The sequence below is a fragment of the Cylindrospermopsis curvispora GIHE-G1 genome (assembly GCF_014489415.1).
Classification (GTDB): Bacteria; Cyanobacteriota; Cyanobacteriia; order Cyanobacteriales; family Nostocaceae; genus Raphidiopsis; species Raphidiopsis curvispora_A.
On sequence record NZ_CP060822.1, the window covers coordinates 1,512,854 to 1,537,501 of the forward strand.

At 37.9% G+C, this 24,648-nt stretch carries 18 protein-coding genes and 1 pseudogene; 16 read left to right on the forward strand and 3 right to left on the reverse strand.

Features of this window, described 5'->3' with window-relative positions; genetic code table 11:
- The first annotated feature begins 364 nt into the window (after positions 1–364).
- Both IAR63_RS06950 and ftsH read left to right on the forward strand, forming a co-directional pair.
- Complete coding sequence (locus IAR63_RS06950) at positions 365–1,033, forward strand: DUF1614 domain-containing protein (protein ID WP_096545670.1); 669 nt, start codon at positions 365–367, stop codon at positions 1,031–1,033.
- Between the two features lie 152 nt (positions 1,034–1,185).
- Positions 1,186–3,123: an ATP-dependent zinc metalloprotease FtsH gene (gene ftsH, locus IAR63_RS06955; RefSeq protein WP_096545668.1), complete on the forward strand. Its 1,938-nt coding sequence runs from the start codon at positions 1,186–1,188 to the stop codon at positions 3,121–3,123.
- Between the two features lie 124 nt (positions 3,124–3,247).
- On the opposite strand, the gene IAR63_RS06960 is transcribed toward ftsH, so the two are convergent.
- A complete protein-coding gene (locus tag IAR63_RS06960) occupies positions 3,248–4,516 on the reverse strand; it encodes a DNA cytosine methyltransferase (protein WP_141303742.1) in 1,269 nt (422 codons plus the stop codon).
- On the reverse strand, positions 4,516–5,535 hold the full coding sequence (locus IAR63_RS06965) for a restriction endonuclease (protein WP_141303518.1): 1,020 nt from the start codon (positions 5,533–5,535) through the stop codon (positions 4,516–4,518). Before IAR63_RS06965 ends, IAR63_RS06960 begins: the two co-directional genes overlap by 1 nt.
- Positions 5,536–5,687: 152 nt before the next feature.
- Between IAR63_RS06965 and IAR63_RS06970 the strand changes: the two are divergent.
- The 3 genes and pseudogenes from IAR63_RS06970 to IAR63_RS06980 form a co-directional block, all read left to right on the forward strand.
- A pseudogene (locus IAR63_RS06970) lies at positions 5,688–5,891 on the forward strand (IS4 family transposase); the annotation flags it as partial.
- A gap of 153 nt (positions 5,892–6,044) precedes the next feature.
- On the forward strand, positions 6,045–6,485 hold the full coding sequence (locus IAR63_RS06975; RefSeq protein ID WP_235678376.1) for a hypothetical protein: 441 nt from the start codon (positions 6,045–6,047) through the stop codon (positions 6,483–6,485).
- Positions 6,486–6,501: 16 nt separating this feature from the next.
- Positions 6,502–9,267, forward strand: a complete 2,766-nt coding sequence (locus IAR63_RS06980) for a MinD/ParA family ATP-binding protein (protein ID WP_187707070.1) — start codon at positions 6,502–6,504, stop codon at positions 9,265–9,267.
- Here IAR63_RS06980 and IAR63_RS06985 read toward each other — a convergent pair.
- Entirely contained in the window at positions 9,235–10,683 is a 1,449-nt protein-coding gene (locus IAR63_RS06985) for a TM0106 family RecB-like putative nuclease (RefSeq protein WP_040008294.1), read from the reverse strand. The genes IAR63_RS06980 and IAR63_RS06985 overlap by 33 nt on opposite strands.
- Positions 10,684–10,752: 69 nt before the next feature.
- On the opposite strand from IAR63_RS06985, the gene IAR63_RS06990 reads away from it, so the two are divergent.
- The 11 genes from IAR63_RS06990 to IAR63_RS07040 all read left to right on the forward strand — a co-directional run bounded on the left by IAR63_RS06990 (position 10,753) and on the right by IAR63_RS07040 (position 24,359).
- Entirely contained in the window at positions 10,753–11,946 is a 1,194-nt protein-coding gene (locus tag IAR63_RS06990) for an aminotransferase class V-fold PLP-dependent enzyme (RefSeq protein WP_187707071.1), read from the forward strand.
- A 10-nt stretch (positions 11,947–11,956) separates the two neighbouring features.
- Positions 11,957–13,045, forward strand: a complete 1,089-nt coding sequence (locus IAR63_RS06995) for a glycosyl transferase (RefSeq protein WP_187707072.1) — start codon at positions 11,957–11,959, stop codon at positions 13,043–13,045.
- Positions 13,042–13,455, forward strand: a complete 414-nt coding sequence (locus IAR63_RS07000; protein WP_187707073.1) for a secondary thiamine-phosphate synthase enzyme YjbQ — start codon at positions 13,042–13,044, stop codon at positions 13,453–13,455. Before IAR63_RS06995 ends, IAR63_RS07000 begins: the two co-directional genes overlap by 4 nt.
- Positions 13,456–13,598: 143 nt before the next feature.
- Complete coding sequence (locus IAR63_RS07005; RefSeq protein ID WP_187707074.1) at positions 13,599–14,387, forward strand: Nif3-like dinuclear metal center hexameric protein; 789 nt, start codon at positions 13,599–13,601, stop codon at positions 14,385–14,387.
- Positions 14,388–14,583: 196 nt separating this feature from the next.
- Positions 14,584–15,252, forward strand: a complete 669-nt coding sequence (locus IAR63_RS07010; RefSeq protein WP_187707075.1) for an ATP-dependent Zn protease — start codon at positions 14,584–14,586, stop codon at positions 15,250–15,252.
- A 198-nt stretch (positions 15,253–15,450) separates the two neighbouring features.
- Positions 15,451–18,087 carry an alanine--tRNA ligase gene (gene alaS, locus IAR63_RS07015; protein WP_187707076.1) on the forward strand — a complete coding sequence of 879 codons (2,637 nt, stop codon included), beginning with the start codon at positions 15,451–15,453 and terminating at the stop codon, positions 18,085–18,087.
- 86 nt (positions 18,088–18,173) lie between these two features.
- Positions 18,174–18,656, forward strand: coding sequence for a hypothetical protein (locus tag IAR63_RS07020; protein ID WP_187707398.1), 483 nt, complete (start codon positions 18,174–18,176; stop codon positions 18,654–18,656).
- A gap of 199 nt (positions 18,657–18,855) precedes the next feature.
- Positions 18,856–19,899 (forward strand): agmatinase family protein, encoded by a 1,044-nt coding sequence (locus IAR63_RS07025; RefSeq protein ID WP_187707077.1) that lies wholly within the window; start codon positions 18,856–18,858, stop codon positions 19,897–19,899.
- Between the two features lie 30 nt (positions 19,900–19,929).
- Positions 19,930–20,688, forward strand: a complete 759-nt coding sequence (locus IAR63_RS07030) for a TIGR00297 family protein (protein WP_187707078.1) — start codon at positions 19,930–19,932, stop codon at positions 20,686–20,688.
- A 204-nt stretch (positions 20,689–20,892) separates the two neighbouring features.
- Positions 20,893–21,651, forward strand: a complete 759-nt coding sequence (locus IAR63_RS07035; protein ID WP_187707079.1) for a foldase protein PrsA — start codon at positions 20,893–20,895, stop codon at positions 21,649–21,651.
- Positions 21,652–21,821: 170 nt separating this feature from the next.
- A complete protein-coding gene (locus IAR63_RS07040; RefSeq protein ID WP_187707080.1) occupies positions 21,822–24,359 on the forward strand; it encodes a type I secretion system permease/ATPase in 2,538 nt (845 codons plus the stop codon).
- Positions 24,360–24,648 lie beyond the last annotated feature (289 nt).

The window sequence follows — 24,648 nt, forward strand, 5'->3', positions numbered from 1 at the left end:
AATTTGTTGAACTGTAGCTTTAACTTTGTCTTTTTGAGACCATGGGTAAAACAAGAAAAGATATCATGAATATAGTCGGAAGGAATACCATCATGAGCGCATTTACTGCTGTAGGTGGGAACAAAAATATAGGACCTACATATTTAATCAAACCTGAAATAAAAGTTGAAAGCAGAAGTAGCTTGACCAGAAAAAAGAGTTGATTATTCATAGAAGTGCGGTGACACCCATTTTGGGGTTGGGTAGATACGAATTTAGAGTTCAGTGTGTAGTCTCTATAATGGAAGAGAAACTGATTATTCGCAGAGTGTGGGTTTTACGGGAACTAAGTGCAGGAACTAAAAAGGAGGGAAACAATTAAGATATGATCTATCTACCAGTTTCAATACTGTTATTTCTGGTGTTGCTGTTACTTTTACCCTTTATTTGGTTTGCTCTAGCAGTAGACATAGTAGAAATTGCCGTAGCCAAGTTAGGTTTTTCTCCTCAAATTGCCTTCTTCCTCTTTTTGCTAGTAATAATTACTAGCACAATCAATATTCCCTTATACCGACTGGAAAACACCATAGAAGTAGTAGACGAATTTGCCACCCTGTGGCTAAGGGAATTTTGGGGAATCCCGTTAAGAAGACTAGACCGGTCTACAGTTGTAGCACTAAACGTAGGGGGTGGTTTAATACCCGTACTTTTAGCGTTATACCAAATTTCCCGAGGAAACCTGTTGGCAATTACCCTGGTAACCACCATTGTATCAGTGGTTGGTTATTTTGCAGCTCGGATAGTTCCCGGAATTGGAATTCAAATGAATCCGTTATTAGCTCCTCTAACTGCGGTTATATCAGCCATGATAATAGCCCCCCATGCAGGGGCTCCCGTAGCATTTGCGGGAGGTATTCTAGGCACTGTTATTGGTGCTGACCTATTACATCTTAAAGATATTCAATCCATGAGTGAGGGCGTTTTAAGTATTGGTGGTGCGGGAGTATTTGACGGTATTGCTTTGTGTGGACTATTTGCTTTATTATTAAGTTAATTAAGTTCATGACTAGGTTAATCAACCAATTAGCAATTACTCAACTAAGAGGGTGGGTGGAATTAAATATAAGATAATTGTGCCTACCTACTTATCAAGTTGTTAAGTCAACCATAAAGTAATCAATTATCAAACTTTTGAGGTAAATTATCATGCCTGTAGAAACTAACAATAAGAACCAGATGCAAAAGCCAAAACTGCGACAGTTTGGCGGAAGTTTCTTAATCTTAATGACCATTTTATTACTGTTGAATTTAATAGTTCCCAGCATTTTGGGACCTAGGTTACAACAAGTACCTTACAGTGATTTTATTAATCAGGTAAAAGCTGGTAAAGTAGATAAAGCAATTGTGGGAGGAGACCGGATTGAATATGCGATTAAAACCCAAACTCCCGAAGGAAAAATTGTGGAGCAGGTTTTTAGAACCACACCAGTGGCCATAGACTTAGACCTACCGAAAATTCTGCGAGAAAATAACGTGGAATTTGCCGCCCCACCCCCCAATGAAAATGCCTGGATTGGTACAGTTTTAGGTTGGGTTGCACCTCCCTTAATCTTCTTTGGTATTTGGGCTTTTCTCATGAGTCGTCAGGGAGGGGGACCTGCTGCATTAACTGTGGGAAAAAGTAAAGCTCGAATTTATTCAGAAGGTAGCACCGGTGTGAAATTTCCCGATGTTGCAGGTGTTGATGAAGCCAAAGCGGAATTGGAGGAAATAGTTGACTTTTTAAAAAATGCTAGTAAGTACACAAACTTAGGAGCAAAAATTCCCAAAGGTGTATTATTAGTGGGACCACCGGGAACAGGTAAGACCTTATTAGCAAAAGCCATTGCAGGTGAATCAGGAGTACCATTTTTTAGTATTTCTGGGTCAGAATTTATTGAATTATTTGTAGGTGTAGGTGCTGCTAGGGTAAGAGATTTATTTGAACAAGCCAAAAAACAAGCTCCCTGTATAGTCTTTATTGATGAATTAGATGCTCTAGGCAAATCTCGGGGTGGAGCTAGTGGTTTTGTAGGTGGTAATGATGAAAGGGAACAAACCCTAAACCAATTATTGACAGAAATGGATGGTTTTGACGCTAATACAGGCGTGATAATTATTGCTGCTACTAACCGTCCTGAAGTTTTAGATCCTGCATTACGTCGTCCCGGGAGGTTTGACCGTCAAATTGTGGTAGACAGACCAGATAAAATAGGTCGAGAGGCAATTCTCAAGGTTCATGCTAGAAGTGTGAAATTAGCAGAAGATGTGAACTTAGAAATTATTGCGACTCGCACCCCAGGTTTTGCTGGTGCAGATTTAGCGAACCTAGTTAATGAAGCTGCATTATTAGCAGCGAGAAATAATCGTCAAGCTGTTCTAATGGTAGATTTTAACGAGGCTATTGAAAGATTAATTGCTGGGTTAGAAAAACGCTCCCGTGTGTTAAATGAATTGGAGAAGAAAACGGTTGCTTACCATGAAGTTGGTCATGCTATTATTGGGGCCTTAATGCCAGGAGCAGGTAAGGTAGAGAAGATTTCCGTTGTTCCCCGGGGTGTGGGAGCATTGGGTTACACAATTCAAATGCCAGAGGAAGATAGATTTCTTATGGTAGAAGATGAAATTCGTGGACGGATTGCTACTTTATTGGGTGGACGTTCATCGGAGGAAATTGTGTTTGGGAAGGTTTCTACTGGTGCATCTGATGATATTCAAAAAGCCACAGATTTGGCGGAAAGATATGTGACTTTGTATGGTATGAGTGATAAGCTTGGACCAGTAGCTTTTGAGAAAAGTCAACAGCAGTTTTTAGAAGGTTATAGTAATCCCCGTCGTGCTATTAGTCCCCATGTTGCTGAAGAAATTGATCGGGAAGTGAAGGAGATAGTGGATAATGCTCATCATATTGCATTGAGTATTTTGCAATGTAATAGGGATTTATTGGAGGAAATTGCTCAGGAATTATTACAAAGGGAAATTTTGGAAGGTGGTTATTTACGAGAAAAATTAACCCGATCTAACCGACCAGATGAAATGGATGAGTGGTTAAGAACTGGTAAGTTAAATGGTGATCAGCCATTACTACAAACTGTTTTGGGTTAGATTAGCTCGGACCTAAATTCTCACCAGGTACAGTGTAGGTTGGGTTGAAGTATGAAACCCATCCTACAAATAATTGTGCCTCCCTACTTATGGTAGAATTAAAATGCGATCGCACAACTTTTTTTTACGTACTATGTAGATTATTATGTTTAATTAAATCTTCCACAATTGCTTGAATTACTGGCACTGTTACAGCATTACCAAATTGCTTGTATGCTGCATTATCATCTTGATGAACAATATAAGAATCTGGAAAACCTTGTAATCTTGCACATTCACGAGGGGTTATTCTTCGAGGCTTTCCATTTTGGACTATACCCAATTTATTGGCATCTGATGATGTCAGAGTTATGGAAATACTCTCAGGATCGAGAAACTTAAAAACTTCAAAAGACATATTTCCACACACAGGATTGTATCTTCCATTGATTTCTTTAAGATATTTTTTCTGAATGAGTGAATAAATAATATTTTCCATATCTTCATGATCAAAAAACGTTTTAATTTGTTCTATAGTTAAACTTTTACCATCTTGGTGGTTACCAAATTCTTTATGCCTTCTATGAGATATTAAAGCATTCATAAAGTCCCGTTCATTTTTTGAACACTTACCCTTTATACCTAAATCCCAAGAATGGATAGAATTGCCACCACGAAAATCAATTAAACGCACACCATGAAGTTTCTCAAATTTACCATCAACAGCATCGAAAATCTGTTGCTGAAATCTTTTAGACAGATAATAATTTTCAGACACTTTTTGTTCCAGAATATTTTTAACCTTAACTACTGAATAAGAATCAGGAAAGAGACTGAGTTGATAGAATTGTTCCTTAAAACTATGGGAATCAGTCGCACCTTTATCTGAATTAATAGTAAGTCTGGGGTTTTTCCCAAGTAGTCCTAATATATATATACGAACACGATTTTGAGGTACACCAAAGTTACTACTGTTGAGTAGAAGGTAATGAATACCATAGCCAAGTTTTTCTAGTGAATTAATAATTGTGTTAAATGTCCTACCATGATCGTGTGTTGTTAAACCTCGAACATTTTCCAATAGAAAAGCTTCTGGTTGGTAACTTGTGAGAAGTCTTTCAATTTCAAAAAATAGCGTTCCTCTTGTATCTCCAAAACCCTGTTGTTTACCAGCATAAGAGAAAGGTTGACAGGGAAAACCAGCAAGCATAAAATCAAATTCAGGCATAATGTCAATTTCTCGGATGTCTCCTCTAGGTTGATCATCAAAGTTTATTTTATAAGTTTCAACAGCTTTCTTATCAATTTCAGAGCTAAGTACACATTCATATTCGACTCCTAAAACATCACACGCTTGCTGAAAACCAAGTCTCATCCCACCAATACCTGCAAAAAGATCAATAAAACGAATCATCACAAGTTCTCACGTAAAAAGTCAACTAAAATATTAAACTCACTATCAGAAAATGCAACCGTACAATCACTATGCTGACAAATTTTAGAGATAGCGGCAAAACGTTCAAAATTCCCAGCTCCATCAATCACATAGGCTGTTTTGTAGCTAGCTTTTGTCATAAGAGCTTGTCTTTCAGACGCTTGTGCTGCTTTTCTTTCTATGGTACTATTGGTTGTGACTTGAAAACTAATTTCAATTCCCACCTTTTTGTCTGCTTTTGTGACAACTATATCAAAAGATATTTCAGTGCCCTGTAAAGGAATTCGCTCATTACTACTAATATAAAATTCAGTTCCCAATTTTTCTTTTAAGTACTTGAGAATATAACTTTGTGCTAATTGTCCTAGAGAGTTGGCGTTGGCACCTCCTGTTATGCGACTAACAAGTATATATTTTTGTTTTATGTGATGCTCTAATGCAACTTTATCACCAAGTATAGAGCCAAGAGTACAGAGATCTAATGCAGCACAATGTGAAACATCAGATGTACTTGCATAAAGTAAAATCATAGTTATGTCACGTTTTAATCCATCGAATGGTTCCTCAAATTGTAGTCCCTTGCCATCAATATTAAGCTTTTTATTATCTAATTTGCTTTGGATGGGCATTGACTCAAAGACATATTGGTGATTTTTTCCTTTCCAGACATAATCCATTACTAGTTTATTTGTTTTATCTCTTTTAGTAAAAATAGTTGTAAAACTTTCTCCTAGCCTTTTCATAAGTTCACCTCCATAGTCTGAAATAACAACCAAGTGCTTGAGGAATAGGTTTGCAGGAAAGTTTGCTGCTTCCGCAAGCTCAAAGACTTGAGTGGGATTATTTTTGCTCAATTGTAAAATTGAAATAAAATCGTCTTGTGTTTCCAGTAATCTGGGAATAATACTTGTTGTCGCATTTTTATCCCTTAAATTTTGAGGCCACCACATTGTGGCATGAGATTTTAAAGAATTGATATCTCTGGCGTAATTTTGCATATGGTGTATATAGTATTTTGTAGGAAGTTTTATACTCTATTCCAGAAATGTTGAATGTTAAGAAAGAGTTGATAGAAACGGGCCAAAATATGGTAAATTCTGGGCGAAGGATCAAAATAAATTAATCGATAATGATTATAAGTTCATTTCCCAAGATTGTCAAGGACATCCTCAGACCGTTGCCAAAAATTGGCATACAAATTTATGCCAGTCTCATCGCTTATGTAATTTTACAACTTGTATCTGTTCCTAAGGAATGGGGTGAAAAAATGTTAGATAAGTTTCGCTATCTTCAAGTTTATATGTGTCAACAAATTAGTTATGTTCATTGGATGGAAGATATTATGAAATGTTGACATTTTCACCTTTGACCTTTGATAGGAGTACTATATCTAACTATGTAAAGTTTTGTAACGACATTTAACATTTATGGATCCTACCATGGTAGAATCAACACTGGAATTTTAACCAACTAATTCTCAATGGCAATAATTTTCACGCAGCGTGAGATGCAGAAGGCTTGGCGTGATCACTTTTTCGCTTATCAAAAGGCCACTTTCATACACAAAAATAATGCTCACCGGTTAAATTTGTTTTATGCCGTTGAATGTGGACTTAAAGCAGTCCTAATGAAAAGGCAAGGAAAAAATCGTACTGATCTCTGTCAAGATATCACAGAATGCCAGCATGACATTAATAAGTTATTAGACAAAGTGTGGTCTGGTGAACTATTAAAGTTACCAAAAATATCAATTAGCGAAATAGTAGATACCAAGGGGAATCCTATTGACCGAAAAATAAATAGTGGACAAATCAACCAAGTGTGGCGATATGGTGCAGAAGTAATTAGAATAGTAGAAGCTAATAGAATTCAAGTTGCCACAGATAAAGATATTGAAGATAGGTTGTTGAAAATATCAAAATGGATTCAAAATGAATTGAAAGATTAAAAAGATTAGCAAAACTATGAACAGATTTTTAACATGGTTGGACGTGAGAAGAAGGATTCGTCAGGAAACTAGACGTGACAGGGAACTGATAAATAAAGGTATAGTCAGAGTTAACTGCTTTTCTGACGCTGTAGAAATAGGAATTACTGGTGATAAAGAATCTGCTAAAAGTATTGTCAAACAGTGGTTTGGTGATTGGTATTTAGAAGAAGAATCGGTAATTCAACTGGATATGGGAGATGATAAGTTACCAGTAGAATTTGCTGGACCGGAGGAAATAGAGATTAATCCTATTGAGATCCGTCCCTTTTGGGAAGAGATTGCCTACTTACCGGAAATAGAGACTTTACAAAGGAGTGGAATTAATCTACCAGAACCATATACTCAAACAAAAACAAATAAAACTGAATTATTAGCTTTCTATTCTTTTAAAGGTGGTGTAGGTAGAACCTTAAATCTGGTAGCCTATGTTTTGGCATTACTGGAGAGATCTAAGGAATTAAATCAACCAATAAATATCTTGGTTATTGATGCTGATTTAGAAGCACCAGGTTTGACCTATTGGAATGGTGTCAAGAATCCAGAAGTTTGTTTCCTGGACTTTTTAGAAGTTTATCATTATTCTCACCTACCCATAGAACAGACACTATCATTATTTGCTAAAAAACTGAAAAAAAATTTAAGTAGTCATATAAATGAAGACAGATCAAAAGTGTATTTTTTGCCTGCTTGTTTAAATGACCAGCAGTTGTTAGATAAACCAATCTTACCAGAACATTTAGTTAGGGGTGCTCGTGGAGTTTGGGGATACAGTAATGCTATCAATCTTTTAAGTCAAGAGCTTGACATAAATTATGTATTTATTGATTTAAGAGCTGGACTAAGTGAGATATCTAGCCCAATAATCTTTGATCCTAGAGTTGAAAGGTTTATTGTTACCACCATTAGCGAACAGTCTATTCGTGGTACTAATCTGGTTTTACAACAAATCGGTAAAGTAGCACCATCACAATCGGATATACAAAATGAGAAATATTATGATCCATGGCTATTGATTAATATGTTGAAGCAGGAAGTTATAGATTCACCCCGTTATAAAAATGCCGTGGATGGATTTTACCAAAATTATATTCAACCGGAAGATACAGAAGATGTTTATAGCAAAAGGTTGGAAATTATTGAGGCTTTCTTTGCAGAAGAACTACTCTATGTTAATAGTTGGGAAGAAGCTCGATCAAGACTATCAGCGACTACATTAATGAAGAATGCTAGAAAATGGGCAGAAACAAAGTTGATAACTGCTGATAATGCTAATAATCAAGAGGTTTTATCTGAAGATTTGTTCAATAAAAAGTTAGATGATTTGAAAAAAATCAGAGACTTATGTGAGAAATATCGATATGCAGAAACTGGCAAAGGAGAAAATTTATTGATTATAGAACCTCTACGAAATTTGGCAACTGACTTCTCGGATAAATTACCGAATGTTTTATGTATTGGTGCTAAAGGATCGGGAAAGACTTTTAATTATATACATCTATCACGGCTTAGGAATTGGGAAAGTTTTTTACATCGTGTAGATGGTAGTCAAAATCATGAAGAACCGAGAAACAAAACTTATATATTTCCTTTGCTTCAAAGTCAGTATGTTGAACCTGATGCTCAAAATATTATTGACGAGGCCAGGAAGGAAGTTCGATCAGCTTTGAAAACTACGTTAGAATTTAGCCACTCAAACTACACTGATGAAATTCAAAGGTCCCTAGAAGAAAACTGGAATGAATCAAAGTGGACAGAATTTTGGATTAGTAAGATTATTGCCAAGTCAATTGATATTAATTTGGATAGTGGTCATAATACTCTCATGGCAATAGACCGAGAATTAAAAGAAAGAAAATTAAATATTATATTTCTTTTCGATGGTTTGGAAAATATTTTTCCAGAAATTTATACCGATACTCAACAAAGGAAAGCTCTAAAAGCTTTAATTGATGACATACCCACAAAGATTTCAGAAATTAGAAAAGCAAATATAGGGGTCATTATATTCCTGCGCCGGGACTTTCTCAAGCATACTATTACTCAAAATTTAGCACAGTTTGAAAATCGCTATTCTTCCTATAATTTATCTTGGGATAGAGATTCATTTCTCCGTCTGGTCTATTGGATTTGTAGCGAATCTGGAGTCATAAATGCAGACAAAAACAGGATTTATGATTTAAGTACAGAAGATTTAAAGGGAGAATTACAAAAATTATGGGGACAGAAGTTAGGTTCTGATAAATCAAAGGAGGCCAATACAGCTTCCTGGATATTTGCTGCGTTAACTGATTTTAAGGGTAATCTGCAAGCTAGAGATATAATTCGCTTTTTATATTTTGCCACCGGTCGTACATTGGATACCTCAAAGGAAACCTCAAAAAAATGGTTTTCTACCCGATTGCTACCACCCCAAGCAATTCGTCAAGCACTTCGACCTTGTAGTCAGCAGAAAGTCGAAGAAGTGAAGGAAGAATATCCCCGGTTCAAAACCTGGGTAGACACAAAACTATCTTCATTAACAGAAAGGAAAATTCCTTTTGATGTGCAAGACTTAAAAGCTGACCAGGATACTATCAGAGTATTGGAAGAAATAGGTGTAATTTATGAAGATAAGGATAAGGATGAAATTGCCAGATTTTATATTCCAGAAATATTCCGCGAAGGTTTAGGTTTTTCAGGGACAACCGGACGCCCTCGCACTTTAGCTTTAAAGCAAAAAATCTTTGGTAAAGGTAACTAACCAATCTTTTACCCGACGGGTAGCATAACAATCATCCTCATTGTAAACCTGAATCATTTTTAAAAACTCCCGATCGCCTGTTTCTAACCATTGATCATACCAATAAATACATTTGGCACCATTTGCTTTGGGATCTCGCCATGTAAATCCTAACCAATTGGCGATCGCCTTGAGTGCATAACTTTCTATTGGCAAGGCCACGGTTTCAATTAATAGTTCATAAATATCCACAAACCGAGTGAGAATCATCCTAGTTATAGAATCAGGTGTGCCATAAAGTTTCCCCAATTTATTTACTGTTTCTACTTCATAATTACAAAAGTGATAAATAGGAGAGTGGGGATATTGGCAAACTAGATCCACAAATTGCTGCCAAATTAATTCCTCTTCTTCGGGTTTTGTGGCTAAAAATGAATAAAAGGTTTCTTGCTTATTTTCTATATCAACTACTAAAACCCCTAATAAATAATTCAAATTTAAATCCGGTTGAGCTTCAATATCAAAATACAGCTCAATGCCCACATTAGATATTAGATTTCCTCTTACCACTGTTTCGGGTAACATTAAAGCGGTTTGTCTTAATGCGGACTGGGCCTGTACTACTAACTTCCACGCTATCTTAGAATCAAACCCAGTTACATTTTCTAAACTACTAGGTTGGGTTTTTGCAAGCAAATCTAAACTATTAATAGCTTTACTTCGTAAATAATTATAACGAACTGGTGTCACTCCCGGTAATAGGGAAAGATGCTGCTGCTCTCGAGCAATACTATAACACTGGTTATACCAGTGACAAAGATTACATTTTTGCCTAGCTATAAATACTTCAGGTGCTTCTGGTGAACTCATTACTTGAACATAGTCCGCCAAAATATCTAACATTTGTGGTCTCCACTTATACAAATCCACCGCATAAGTTGTTTCCTTGCTGCGTAACACCAACCAACATTCTGCTAGCATTACCTCCTGTAAAGCTCCCGCAATTTCCGCGTGAAAAGCAGCTACCACTTGATATTCTTGTTTAGGACGTTTACCTAGTTGAATATCCACGGGTACATACAACCAATCTCCCAAACTAGATTTCCCTGGTTGTTTAACCAGTAGATCCGGACAACTGAGTAAGGTATACTTATCCTCGTAAGTTGCTAACAACACTCCTCGGTAAATCATATTAACCCCCTGCTGCATTAACTTAATAGTTGCTGCTGCTCCCATTTCCCAGTTCCGAGGGGGATAGTCAGGTTGATTGTAGGTCAAGTGTTCTAACACGTTTGACCTGTGTGTAATCTTGTCTTGCTGCATTTTTACCAACAGCTCATGGGGAGTATCACGTTGCTGATAATCGCCGTGAACATCTAAGAAAGATCTTCGTTTACACCGTTGATATTGAAGGAGAAGTTCAGCATTAATGATCATTAAATTAAAATTAGACTTAAATTAACTTTTTCCCTAACCTTTCCTAGAACCGTTTTAACGGGTACTTTTATGTTGCATCACCATCGCCAAAAGTTTCCAGCTCTCACAAACAAGATTTACTTCAATTATGGGGGACAAGGACCAATGCCTCAAAGCGCAATAGATGCTGTCACCCGCACCCAAGAATATATCCAGGAAATGGGACCTTTTGGAGCTGAGGTTTATAGCTGGATATCACCTCAAATGCAGTCTACCAGAGAAGCGATCGCCTCTATTTTAGGAGTAACAAAAGATACTATTACTCTCACGGGGAATGTCACGGTTGGGTGTAACATTAGTATGTGGGGAATCAATTGGCAAGTTGGGGACCACTTACTAATTTCCGACTGTGAGCACCCGGGAGTAATTGGGAGTGCTAGAGAAATTAGTCGGAGATTTGGGGTAGAGGTTTCCACCTGTCCTTTAATGGAGACTTTAAACATGGGAGACGCTGTAAGTGTTATTAGCGAAAATCTAAGACCTCGTACCAGATTGGTGGTTTTAAGTCATGTTTTATGGAATACTGGTCAGGTTTTACCTCTTGACAAAATAGTCAAGTTGTGTAAGGAACCCAGTAGGGGAAATAATTGCTTGTTGTTGGTGGATGGAGCCCAGTCTGTGGGAGTTCTCCCTTTAAATAATCTAACAAGTTTAACAGAACTGGGGGTAGATTTCTATGCTTTTACTGGACATAAATGGTTATGCGGTCCTGCGGGGGTAGGAGGTTTGTATGTCCATCCCCAAGCTAGGGAACAATTACATCCGACTTTTATTGGTTTAGATGGAGTGATTACCAATTCACAAGCACAACCCATAGGTTGGCAACCGGATGGTAGAAGATATGAAGTTTCCACCCTGTCAGCACCATTGTACATCGGTTTAAGACAGGCGATCGCCACACATAATGAATGGGGAACAGGAGAAGAAAGGTATGAACAAATTTGTCATAAAAGCGCCTATCTATGGCAAAAACTAACAGAATTACCTCACATCAAATGCTTAAAAGATTCCCCACCTGCAAGTGGTTTAGTTTCCTTTCAAATGACCAATAATCAGCCTAGTAGCAAATTAGTCCAATATCTGGAATCTTCCTTCCCAGGGGCAAAAATTCTGACCCGGACAATTGCTAACCCCAACTGCATTCGGGTAAGTATTCACTACCTGACCTTGGAATCAGAAATGGATGAACTAATAGTAGCCATCCAAAAATTTACACAAGCATAAACTAACCACTATGAAAAGACCAATTGTATATATAAGTATTACTAATCATGGATTTGGTCATGCTACTCGTAGTGCATCAATAGCAGCAACAATTCAAAAACTGTGTCCTGATGTACTCCTAATTCTTGCCACTAATGCACCCAGATGGTTGTTAGATTCCTATATTCCGGGAGACTTTATCTGGAGACAAGTAGCATTTGATGTGGGTGTAATTCAAGCTGACAGTTTAATAATGGATAAAACAGCCACCTTAGAAAAACTAAGGGAAATTAAAAAGCAGCAAAATTCACTGATTGCCAGGGAAGTGAATTTTCTGAGGCAAAATCGGGTTGATTTAATATTAGCAGATGTTCCCTTTCTAGCAGCGGGATTTGCTAAAGCGGCGAATATTCCCTGTTGGATGATTAGTAACTTTGGTTGGGACTTTATTTATGAAGACTGGGGGGGAGAATTCACGGAAATTGCTCACTGGATTAGAGATTGGTATCATGGGAGTGACTTATTGTGGCGATTGCCATTTCATGAACCAATGTCAGCTTTTCCCCAGGTGATAGATATAGGTTTAACTGGGGGGTCTCCCAAATTTAGTCCAGAAGAAATACGCAGCTATTGGGGAATAAACACCCCACCAGAAAAAACCATTTTATTAACATTTGGAGGTTTAGGTATACAAGCTATACCATATCACAACATTAGTAAATTTCCCGATTGGCAATTTATCACTGCTGACGCTAAAGCACCGGATCTACCCAACTTAATTAAAACGAGCAATAGCCAATATCGTCCTGTGGATTTCATGCCAATTTGTGGTAAGGTAGTGTCTAAACCGGGATATAGTACCTTTGCTGAATCCATACTTTCAGGAGTACCCATTGTCACCATACCTCGTGATGAATTTGCTGAAGGGGTCTTTTTATTAGAGGGAATTGAAAATTATCATCACCATCAAATTATTGCACCCCCAGAATTGTTTGGTGCACACTGGGATTTTCTGTATGAATCACCTCAACCACCGAAACAATCACAACCCATAGACAAGAATGGTAATGAGACCCTGGCCAAAGCAGTAGTCAATTATTTGCAAGAGAGCAGTCTATGACACATTATCAAAAGTTGCTAAGAATACCTACCACAGGTAAATCATTTCAGAATATCACAGCTAAGGTAGCATCCCTAGTGACTGAATCCGGGGTGAAAACTGGACTTTGTACCTTATTTTTGAGACACACCTCAGCAAGTCTAATTATTCAAGAAAATGCCGATCCTGATGTGTTGACAGATCTGGCAAATTTCATGTCGAAACTAGTCCCGGAAGGTAAATACTACATACATGATGCGGAAGGACCAGATGATATGCCAGGACACATAAGAACAGTCTTAACCCGTACTAGTGAAAGTATTCCCATTAACAATGGGAATTTAGTTTTGGGCACATGGCAAGCTATTTACATTTGGGAACACCGTCAGTATAATCACACCAGGGAGTTAGTGGTTCACATTTCCGGTTAAAGCTAAGTAGGGAGGCACAATTATTTGTAGGATGGGTCGAGTAACGAGACCCATGGGGGTGTTGGGTTTCATGCTTCAACCCAACCTACGTTGATCTTATATTTAATTCCACTCACCTACTTATATCAACCTCAACCTAATAGATGAAAATTGCGGATTTAATTACCTGGTTTGAAGAATGGGCAAATCCAGCTTGGAGCGAAAGTTGGGACAATTGTGGTTGGCAAATCCAACCAGGAATTTTAGAACAAAAGGCACGAGTATTAGTCTGTTTGACCCCTACCTTGGCAGTAATAAAAGAAGCGATCGCCTTAAAAGCGAACTTGGTATTTGCCCATCATCCGCTGATTTTTCATCCACTCAAATCCATACAGGTTGGGGAACCAGTAGGAGAAATCCTCAAGCTGGCTTTTACCCACAATATAGGTATATATAGTGCCCATACAAACTTTGATCAAGTAGGGGATGGAACGGCGGATGTTTTAAGTAAGATTTTAGATTTAAAAGAGGTATTACCCATAGTCCCTACACAATTAGGTTTAGGCTATGGTAGAGTAGGCAAATTAGATCCAGCTATAAAACTAGAAGAACTACTGAAAATAATTCAAGCCAAACTAAAACCACCAAGACTAATTTTTTCACCCCATGGTAATCTTGGGGAAGAAATATGGAGAGTAGCAGTTTTGGGGGGATCCGGAGCTGGATTTATTTCCGCAGTAGTAAAAACAAAAGCTCAAGTCTACTTAACTGCTGACTGTAAGTTCCATCAATTTCAAGAGAGTAGAGATCAGGGGTTAATTTTAATTGATGCTGGTCATTATGCAACAGAGCGTCCAGCTTGTGATTATTTAGTGAAGAAATTAGAATCCTTGAATTTGGAATGGGTCAAGTTAAGCGATGAAGATGAAGATTTTCGGCAGTTTTGGAATTGACCAGTTAAATAGATTTCTGATAAACTGTTTAAGTGAGTCAGTGGAATTAAATATAAGATTAACGTAGGTTGGGTTAAAGTATGAAACCCAACACCCGCATGGGTTTCGTTCCTCAACCCATCCTACAAATAATTGTGCCTCCCTACTTAAACTCTTTTTTATAAACTCTTTTTTATAAACCATTTTTTTTAGTACCATGAATCAAACCGCCATTAATCTAATAGCCATCTGTGTTTTTTTGATGACCATGTCTACCCTATTAGGTCCACTAATTCACCTATCACCCACCATTCCCGCACTAACCATATTAGGATTCTTAGGAATTGCCACCTTAGATAATTTTGGATTTGAGGGAAGGGGAGGAACCATATTTTTAGATTGGTTAGCGAGATTTTCCCCCACCTATCAAGAGCGAATTATCTATCATGAAGCGGGACACTTTTTAGTCGCCCATCTATCAGGAATCACTGTTACAGGATACACCCTAAGCGCATGGGAAGCATGGAAAATTGGACAACCAGGACAAGGAGGGATAATTTTAGGAGACGATGAGATTGCTCCCCAATTAGAGCGAGGAAAAATAGGAGTTTCTATGGTGGAAAAATATTGTACTATCTGGATGGCCGGGATAGCAGCAGAACTGTTGGTTTTTAAATCCGCAGAAGGTGGTGGTGATGATAAAGCCAAATTAAATCAATTTTTGACAGTCCTAGGTTTTCAAGAAACACTTTTTGAACAGAAACAAAGATTTCATTTATTACAAGCGAAAAACTTGCTGGAACAAAATTGGCAGACCTACCAAAATCTAGTTCAAGCTATGAGAAATAGATTGGATGTGGAAGAGTGCAAAAAATTGATTGCTTGAGCACCACTAACCAATCAAATAAGATTAACATAGGATAAGTAGGGAGGCACAATTATTTATAGGACGGGTCGAGTAACGAGACCCGTGCGGGTGTTGGGTTTCATACTTCAACCCAACCTATGTTCATCCTATATTTAATTCCACCCACCCACTTAGTCATATTGGCGTCATCAACTGAAATAGATTTTATCAAACCTCATGTCATCAAAGTATCTTAGCGGTAACCATATTCGTCAACTATTCCTGGACTTTTACACCCAAAGACAACACCAACCCCTCCCCAGCGCTTCCCTGGTACCAGAAGATCCCACAGTGCTGCTGACGATTGCGGGTATGTTGCCGTTTAAACCCATATTTTTAGGACAGCGCGCAGCAGAATTCAAACGGGCTACTACATCGCAAAAATGTATTCGTACTAATGACATTGAAAATGTGGGAAGGACAAAACGCCATCACACATTTTTTGAAATGTTAGGTAATTTTAGTTTTGGTGACTATTTCAAAGAACAAGCAATAGCTTGGGGGTGGGAAATATCCACAGAGGTTTTTGGACTTCCCGCAGAAAGATTAGTAGTCAGTGTATTTGAAGAGGACGACGAGGCCTTTAATATTTGGAAACAACAAATTGGTGTTCCAGAAAAACGCATTAAGCGGATGGGTGCTGACGATAACTTTTGGGTTTCTGGTCCCACAGGTCCTTGTGGTCCTTGTTCAGAAATTTATTATGATTTTCACCCAGAATTGGGAGATGATCACATTGATTTAGAAGACGACAGTAGATTTATCGAGTTTTATAACTTGGTATTTATGCAGTATAATCGGGATGGGTCTGGAAATCTCACACCCTTACAAAATAAAAACATTGATACTGGCATGGGTTTAGAGAGAATGGCACAAATTCTCCAAAAGGTTCCCAATAATTATGAAACAGATCTGATTTTTCCCATTATTGAAACTGCAGCAAAAATTGCCAAAATCAACTATCATGACAGTGACGAAAATACCAAAGTTTCCCTAAAAGTTATTGGTGACCATGTGCGGGCTGTAGTACACATGATTGCCGATGACATTCGTGCATCCAATGTTGGTAGGGGGTACATTTTACGTCGCTTGATTCGTCGCGTTGTCAGACATGGAAGATTAATAGGAATTCCTGGAGAATTTATCAATCAAGTTGCAGAAACGGCAATTTCCCTTTCCCAGTCTGTGTATCCCCATTTACGCCAAAGGGAAGCGGTTATTAAAGCTGAATTAGAACGGGAAGAAGGTAACTTTTTAAAAACCTTGGACAGGGGAGAAAAACTACTGGGGGAAATTATTCAGGAGGTAAAAAAACAGGGTTTAACTGTCATTTCTGGGGAAAGTGCTTTTACCCTATATGATACCTACGGTTTTCCCCTAGAACTAACCCAAGAAATTGCCCAAGAGCAAAATCTAAGGGTGGATGTTGAAGGGTTCAATACAGAAATGCACAAGCAAATAGAACGTGGGAAAGCTGCACACGAAACCATTGATTTAACAGTCCAGGGTTCCCTAGACAAACTAGCAGAACATATTCACTCTACCGAGTTTATCGGTTATGAAAAATTGGCTATAACAGCTAAAATTGCCGTTTTGTTAGTGGAAGGTATTGCTCAAGCAGCAGCACCAGCGGGAACTAACGTACAAATTGTCCTGGATAAAACCCCATTTTATGCAGAATCTGGTGGACAAGTTGGAGACCAAGGTTATATTTCCGGTGACGGGGTTTTAATCAGAATTGAAGATGTGAAAAAGGAATCCGACTTCTTTATTCATTTTGGCAAAATAGAAAGGGGTACGGTGAGAGTGGGCGATATTGTAACTGCTCAGGTTGACAGTGCTAATCGTCGTCGCGCCCAATCTAATCACACCGCAACTCATTTATTACAAGCTGCACTAAAGAAAGTTGTAGATGAAGGAATTTCTCAAGCAGGTTCCCTAGTTTCATTTGACAGATTGCGATTTGATTTTAACTGTCCTAGATCCTTAACTGAAGATGAGGTTCAACAGGTGGAGGATCTGGTAAATGCTTGGATTTCTCAAGCACATCCAGCTCAGGTAGAGATATTACCATTACCGGAAGCGAAAGCTAGAGGTGCGGTGGCCATGTTTGGGGAGAAATATGGTGACCAGGTGCGGGTAATAGATTTCCCTGGTGTTTCTATGGAGTTATGTGGAGGAACTCATGTGAATAACACTGGAGAAATTGGGGTTTTCAAAATTATTTCTCAAGTGGGAGTTTCTGCAGGAATCAGAAGAATAGAAGCAGTATCAGGTGCAGCAGTTTTGGACTATTTAAATGTCCGCGATAAGGTGGTCAAGGACCTAAGTGACCGATTTAAGGTCAAACCGGAAGAAATTCCCGATAGAATCACCATTTTACAAACTGAACTTCGCCACAATGAGAAGGTAATTCAAAATCTCAAGTCCCAGTTAGCTATAGTTAAATCTGACAGTTTACTACAAACCGCCCAGGTAGTAGGGGAACATAAAATTATTGTGGCACAAATGACCGATATTGATCCAGAATCCCTCAAGGATGCTGCTGAAAGACTATTGCAAAAAATCGTCAATGGAGCAGTGGTTTTAGCTTCCATTCCCGAACCTGGAAAGGTCAGTATAGTTGCTGCATTTAGTTCTCATGTTAATGAAAAAGGTTTGCAAGCTGGTAAGTTTGTTGGTAATATAGCAAAACTCTGTGGTGGGGGAGGTGGTGGAAAACCCAATCTTGCTCAAGCTGGAGGTAGGGATGCTAGTAAGTTACCACAAGCTTTAGAAAGTGCTAAAGATAATTTGTTAAGGGCCTTGAAATAGCTCAGGAATGCAGGCGATCGCATTTCCTATTGACCTGGTTGGATTGGGATCTTTATAAGGCGGTTAATAATTTGTGAGGGCGTATGATGAAGGATTTACCAATTGTCTCTAAACCTTTAAATTTTAATCAAAGATACCCATGTCCATCCTGTCGCGTTGGTAAAATTGAGACCATGCCTTTAATGGAAGCAATGTTTTGTGACTTTTGTCAAGAAATTTTTACGGTCAACTTACAATCACAGCAGGTCAAAATGCCTTCCCGACAACCTCCCCTAATATGGCATTGGAATGGTTATAATTGGAATCAAGGACAAATAGAAGGTATGGAGTTAGGGTGGGGTTATGCTGTAGCTGGGATAGCTTTTGTCATGGTTCCTACATTCTTGATTGGTATAAGTGCCTATTATTTGCCCTCAAGTCCCATGGTGTTTTGGATACCTTATATTTGGACCTTGTTGACCTTTGTGCTACATTTAGCCATTGTGATCTGGGTATTTATGGAAATTTATCAGACCCCTTTAGCAGCATATTGGCGGGCTGTGGCACGCTGGGTAAGCTCCGATGAATAGCGCACTCCCATAGATTTAGCAAGATACTCCAGAAAGTTGATTTGTGATTGAACTGGGAATAAATTAGTTGAGTACGTTGTTAAGCACAGCAATTTTGGAGGTTTGGCTAGGGTCCAAACCTTTTTTTTGCTTTATGGTAGTATAGGAGTTGTATTAAGTAGTCGTGCAAAATAAACCATAAACCTATAAACTATGAACCATGAACAATATTCAAGACTACGATCCCAGTGGTATAGCACAAATCAATGGTAATCTGTTAGGGTTACCAGACACTTATGATTCTGCTAATTTAATAATCTTCCCCGTTCCCTGGGAAGTAACCGTTTCATATAGGACTGGAACTGGGAATGGACCACAGCGGATTTTGGATGGTTCCTACCAAATAGATTTATTTGACCTTGATAACCCTGATGGTTGGAAGCAAGGGATTTTTCTTATGGAAATCTCCCAAGATATCCTAGATAAAAATCATTATTATCGTCAACAAGCTGCCAAAATTATTCAAAGACAAGCAGAGGGTAAAGACCTAAAAGCAGATCCAGACTTAACCATTATATTAGCAGAAATAAACCAAGCAGGGAGAGACTTGAATAAGTGGTTATTTGACCAGTGTCAACAGACAATCTCCCAGGGGAAAAAAGTAGGGGTTATTGGTGGTGACCACAGTTCACCCTTGGGTTATTTACAAGCTCTAGGGAGTCAATATTCTGATTTTGGTATCTTACATATAGATGCACATGCAGATTTAAGACCTGCTTATGAAGGATTTGAATTTTCCCATGGGTCAATTATGTTCAATGCACTAGAAATACCCCAGATATCCAAATTAGTACAGGTTGGTTTACGGGATATTTGTATTGATGAAGTAGAAATTATTAAAAGTTCAAATAATCGCATTGTGGCTTATTATGACCCAATCATTAAACAGCAGCAATATGCTGGTAAAACTTGGAATGACTTATGTGAAGAAATAGTGGCTAATTTACCCCACCATGTGTACATCAGCTTTGATGTTGATGGTTTGGATCCTAAACTCTGTCCTCACACTGGAACCCCCGTACCTGGTGGATTGGAATTGGAGCAAGCTTATGGTTTATTCAGGAAAGTGGTCAAAACTGGTAGAAAGATTATTGGTTTTGATGTGTGTGAGGTTGGTGACGGGGAGTGGGATGGTAACGTAGGTGCGAGAATTGTTTATAAGTTAGCGAATTTATTACACTTAACCTATACTGATTGTGGTTAAATCCCCTCCATAATTTATAACTCATTTACCATGTTAGAACTATTCAACACCATTAATCCCTGGTTAGCAGGTGGAGCATTAAACGCTGCTTTACTGACATTGGTTGATAGGATCCCCAATAAACTATTGACTCCCGCAGGTATTCGTCATGCTTGGTTATTGGGTGTAATCATCTGGGGAACATTAGGATGGCCAGGATATTTAGTAGTGGGATTTTATTTTATTGTTGGTTCGGGAGTGACTCGCATTGGGATTAAACAAAAACAAGTTCAGGGAATTGCGGAAAAACGCTCTGGTGCTCGAGGTCCAGAAAACGTTTGGGGGTCTGCTTTAATTGGAGCTTTATGTTCCCTGGGAGTATTATTACTACCCGCTTGGAGTTATTTGCTATGCTTAGGTTATGTAGCCAGTTTTAGCACCAAATTATCTGATACAACTGCTAGTGAAATAGGTAAAGCATACGGAAAACGTACATTTTTAATCACTACCCTACAACCAGTACCCAGAGGTACAGAAGGTGCAATTAGCTTAGAAGGAACTCTAGCTGGTATGGTCGGTTCAATTTTAGTGGCCATTGTGGGATGGAGTGTAAATTTAATAGATATGCCAGGAATTTTTTGGTGTGCGATCGCCTCATTTATTGCCACTAATTTAGAAAGTGTAATTGGTGCAACATTGCAGTCTAAATATACGTGGCTAACTAATGAAGTGGTGAATATTTTCAATACATTAATAGGGGCGATTGTGGCAATGATATTAGCACTAGTTTTTCAAAGAGTATTAATTTAATCAGTTTAAAATAAATACAAATAGGAAGATGTAAGAGAGCAAGAAGAGATAAGAAATTTTCTTGATTACTAATTCATAATATCTTTATCATAATGAACCTTATTTTCCCCAATAGTTATCTATTATTTAAAGAAAAAGACCCAGAGATTTTGATGATAGCTTTAGCCAGCTATAGATTGCTCACCTTTTCATCATATTAATTTTATGGAATCCTCATCATTTTTTACAATCAATGACGAACAAATTGAACTTTCTCAAGTAGTTAATTATTTACAAGTTTCTGGTAGACTAAATCAGTTTATTAATGATGTAGTCAGACAATATATACTAGAAAAAGAGATAAAAAATAGAAATGATGTAGATATTAGCACAGCATTAATCGAGCAAGCAATAATTGATTTTAGGTTAAAAAATCAACTGACAGATCAGGAGCAGTTTCAAAATTGGTTAACCAACAATGGTACAGATTATGGAACATTTTATGAATCCGTGAGTTTTAGTTTCAAACTAGAAAAACTCAAGGTAGTAATTACCGAACCAAAACTACCGGAATATTTTATAGAAAGGAAGATTTATTTAGATCGGGTTGTGCTTTCTCGAATTATGGTGAGTACGCGAGAATTAGCGGAGGAGTTGCAGACACAGATACAAGAAGGAGGTAGTTTTGAACAACTGGCAAAAGAATATTCTTTAGCAGATGAAAAAACCTTTAATGGTATGATGGGTCCTATTAGTCGTGGTAGTTTACCAGATATACTGCGTGCTTGCGTAGATGGAGCGAATATGGGAGAATTGATTGGACCTATAGAAATAGAGGGTACTTTTAACTTATTCAGACTGGAGAATATTTTATTATCTTCCCTAGAAAATGTGCAGTTAAAACAATCATTACAGAATGAGCTATTTGAAAAATGGTTGGGAGAGAAGATTCAAAATGTGACTGTAAAATTACAAGTCAGTTAAGAAATTTATTAAGTATCCGTCAATTCCGGGAAATAATTCGGAATGATTGAGAATATTTGTGAATATTCTCAATTATAAGTGGGTGGGTGGAATTAAATATAAGATAAACAAATAATTGTGCCTCCCTACTTAAAACCAAACATCAAACTTGAAAAATTGTCAGACTAAATGTGTTAGATGCTATAGAGTGGAAAAAATTGCCTTTTTGTTGGTTAAACGCTGACCAGCAAACAGAATTAAAATGTAAATCGGAAGTTCGTCAATACCAAATGGGCGAAAAAATTTGGTCACAAGAAACAGGGAGATATCAGTTTTTTATTATTAGTGGTAAAGTGCGATTGCGGGACGAGATGAATAAACCCGTGGTCACTTTAGGGGATGGAGAGTGGTTTGGCAACTTGCAGCCAGTTTTTAAAAACTGTAAAGCAGTAGCTGCTAGTAGAGAAGTAAAAATTATTTATTGGGAGACATCCTTATGGAAAGAGTTCAACCACCCCCAAATCGATCAATTTTGGTCTGACCAGGAGGAACAAAACCAACCCACCTTAATTGAGTCTTCAAATCTGAGCACATCAACTACTAAATCTACCATCCCTAACTATCCTTTTATAGCCAGTGGTAACACTGCATCCGCTTGTCTAACAATGGTGATGCAATATTTAAACAATCCCGTAGCTATGGACTGGGTGCAACGTCAACTAGGAGGAGAAACCCCCAAGAATTTAATAGAAACTGGGGAAAAAATCGGTTTAATAGTCCGGAAAATTCAGGTTACCTGGGGTGATTTAAACCAATTGACTTTTCCTGCTCTATTACAGTGGCAATGCTCCGGTACAACTACCTGGGTAGTAGTTTATGGAATCAAAGGTGAAAACCTAATTATTGCTAACCCCCTGGGTGTTGAATGTGAATATTTAACTCAATCTGTAGTCGAATCATCCTGGGATGGTATATTATGGCAAACTGAATTAATTACTGAACAGGAAAAATTCAATCTCTCCTGGTTCACACCCGCAATTTGGAAATACCGTAAGTTATTGGGTGAAGTCTTATTAGCATCCTTCACTTTACAATTACTCGGTTTAACCGCACCATTAATTACTCAAGTAATTATTGATAAAGTTATGGTGCAAGAGAGTTTAGCTACTCTCGATGTCATGGCGATCGCCCTATTATTGGTTAGTGTTTTTGAATCGGTTTTAGGAATTTTAAGGGTCTTCATTTTCACCCATACAGCAAGACGATTAGATTTGAGTTTATCTGCTCAACTTTTTCGCCATTTAATGCGTTTACCCTTGGCATATTTTGAAGCTCGTCGAGTGGGAGATACGGTTGCTAGGGTTCAAGAATTAGAACAGATTCGACAGTTTTTAACCGGTACAGCTTTAACGGTAATTCTGGATAGTATTTTTGCCATAGTATATTTGGCATTGATGTGCTACTATAACATAACTCTTACTTTTGTATCCCTAGCAGTTTTACCACTATTTGCAGCTTTAACAATTATTTCCACCCCCATTTTAAGAAATTGGTTAAATCAGACTTTTAACCGTAGTGCGGATAGTCAGGCATTTTTGGTAGAGACAATTACAGCTATTCATTCTGTAAAAGCACATGCAGCAGAACCAGTAGCTAGGGAAAGATGGGAAGGACTATTTGCTAAGTTTATCCGCACTGGATTTAAAGCTTCTACAACTTCCAATATCAGTAGCAATATCGGCAATTTCTTCACTAATTTTTCTAACTTATTAATACTTTGGGTGGGAGCAAGATTAGTGATTGACCACCAAATCACTGTGGGTCAATTAATTGCTTTTCAAATGTTATCAGCAAGAGTAACAGGACCCTTATTACGATTGGTGCAACTATGGCAAAATCTCCAACAGGTTTTACTATCTGTAGATAGAATTGGCGATATTCTTAATGCTGCACCAGAAGCGGAAATGGGAACGGGATTAGTTCTACCACCACTAAAAGGAGAAGTTACTTTCCAACAGGTTTTTTTCCGTTACAGTCCCCACACCGAACCAGTGTTAAAGGGAATTTCTTTCCAAGTCCAACCAGGTCAGTTTATAGGGATTGTGGGACGCAGTGGTTCTGGTAAAAGTACCCTATCTAAACTTTTACAAAGACTATATCAAATTGAATCGGGACGTATTTTAATAGATGGCTTTGATCTCAAAAGTTGCGACCTAGCATCTTTAAGACGACAGATTGCTGTGGTCTTACAAGAGGACTTTTTATTTAATGGTTCGATTTTAGAAAACATTAGTTTAGGTAATCCAGATATTACAGCTAAACAGGTAGTAGAAGCAGCCAAATTAGCAGTTGCACACGATTTTATCAGTCAATTACCATTTGGTTATGAAACTAATGTAGGTGAAAGGGGTACAGCTTTATCCGGTGGACAAAGACAAAGAATAGCACTAGCTAGAATGTTTCTTTCTCCAGCACCAATTCTAATCTTAGACGAAGCAACTAGCGCCTTAGATAGTGAAACTGAACAGCAAGTTTTATCCAATTTACAAAAGATTTCTGCTAACCGTACGGTGTTTTTAATTGCCCATAGATTTGCTCCTTTAAAGCGTGCAGACCTCATTTTGGTTATGGAAAAGGGAATTGTTGCAGAACAAGGCAATCACCCAAGTTTACTACAACAAAAAGGTCTATACTGGTCACTTTATCAAAGACAGCAAATGAGTGTTTAATTTTGGAATAAATTTGCAGCAATTCTAAATTTAAGTTGGGGATTAAAACATAACAAATATAATATAAAATGAGGGTAGGTTGGGTTCAAGTATGAAACCCAACTTACTTGCTGGGTAAAGATCCATAATTTTAAATCGGAAACCAATTCTCATGTGAATTCCCCAACATTTATACATATATAATGTTTTAGTAGTTAGGAAGGGCCCACTTTTAATTGGAGCAAATGTAGGTCCTTCTGTTTACCTAGAGATGATGTTCGTAATGAAATCAACCTGGTAGCTAGTAACT

Coding starts and splice junctions, on each gene's coding strand:
- IAR63_RS07030 (WP_187707078.1), top strand. CDS start 19,930: ATGTTAGAACTATTCAACACCATTAATCCCTGGTTAGCAGGTGGAGCA.
- IAR63_RS06990 (WP_187707071.1), top strand. CDS start 10,753: ATGTTGCATCACCATCGCCAAAAGTTTCCAGCTCTCACAAACAAGATT.
- IAR63_RS07025 (WP_187707077.1), top strand. CDS start 18,856: ATGAACAATATTCAAGACTACGATCCCAGTGGTATAGCACAAATCAAT.
- IAR63_RS07000 (WP_187707073.1), top strand. CDS start 13,042: ATGACACATTATCAAAAGTTGCTAAGAATACCTACCACAGGTAAATCA.
- ftsH (WP_096545668.1), top strand. CDS start 1,186: ATGCCTGTAGAAACTAACAATAAGAACCAGATGCAAAAGCCAAAACTG.
- IAR63_RS06965 (WP_141303518.1), bottom strand. CDS start 5,535: ATGCAAAATTACGCCAGAGATATCAATTCTTTAAAATCTCATGCCACA.
- IAR63_RS07035 (WP_187707079.1), top strand. CDS start 20,893: ATGGAATCCTCATCATTTTTTACAATCAATGACGAACAAATTGAACTT.
- IAR63_RS07005 (WP_187707074.1), top strand. CDS start 13,599: ATGAAAATTGCGGATTTAATTACCTGGTTTGAAGAATGGGCAAATCCA.
- IAR63_RS06985 (WP_040008294.1), bottom strand. CDS start 10,683: ATGATCATTAATGCTGAACTTCTCCTTCAATATCAACGGTGTAAACGA.
- IAR63_RS06975 (WP_235678376.1), top strand. CDS start 6,045: ATGCAGAAGGCTTGGCGTGATCACTTTTTCGCTTATCAAAAGGCCACT.
- alaS (WP_187707076.1), top strand. CDS start 15,451: ATGTCATCAAAGTATCTTAGCGGTAACCATATTCGTCAACTATTCCTG.
- IAR63_RS07020 (WP_187707398.1), top strand. CDS start 18,174: ATGAAGGATTTACCAATTGTCTCTAAACCTTTAAATTTTAATCAAAGA.
- IAR63_RS06980 (WP_187707070.1), top strand. CDS start 6,502: ATGAACAGATTTTTAACATGGTTGGACGTGAGAAGAAGGATTCGTCAG.
- IAR63_RS06960 (WP_141303742.1), bottom strand. CDS start 4,516: ATGATTCGTTTTATTGATCTTTTTGCAGGTATTGGTGGGATGAGACTT.
- IAR63_RS06995 (WP_187707072.1), top strand. CDS start 11,957: ATGAAAAGACCAATTGTATATATAAGTATTACTAATCATGGATTTGGT.
- IAR63_RS07010 (WP_187707075.1), top strand. CDS start 14,584: ATGAATCAAACCGCCATTAATCTAATAGCCATCTGTGTTTTTTTGATG.
- IAR63_RS06950 (WP_096545670.1), top strand. CDS start 365: ATGATCTATCTACCAGTTTCAATACTGTTATTTCTGGTGTTGCTGTTA.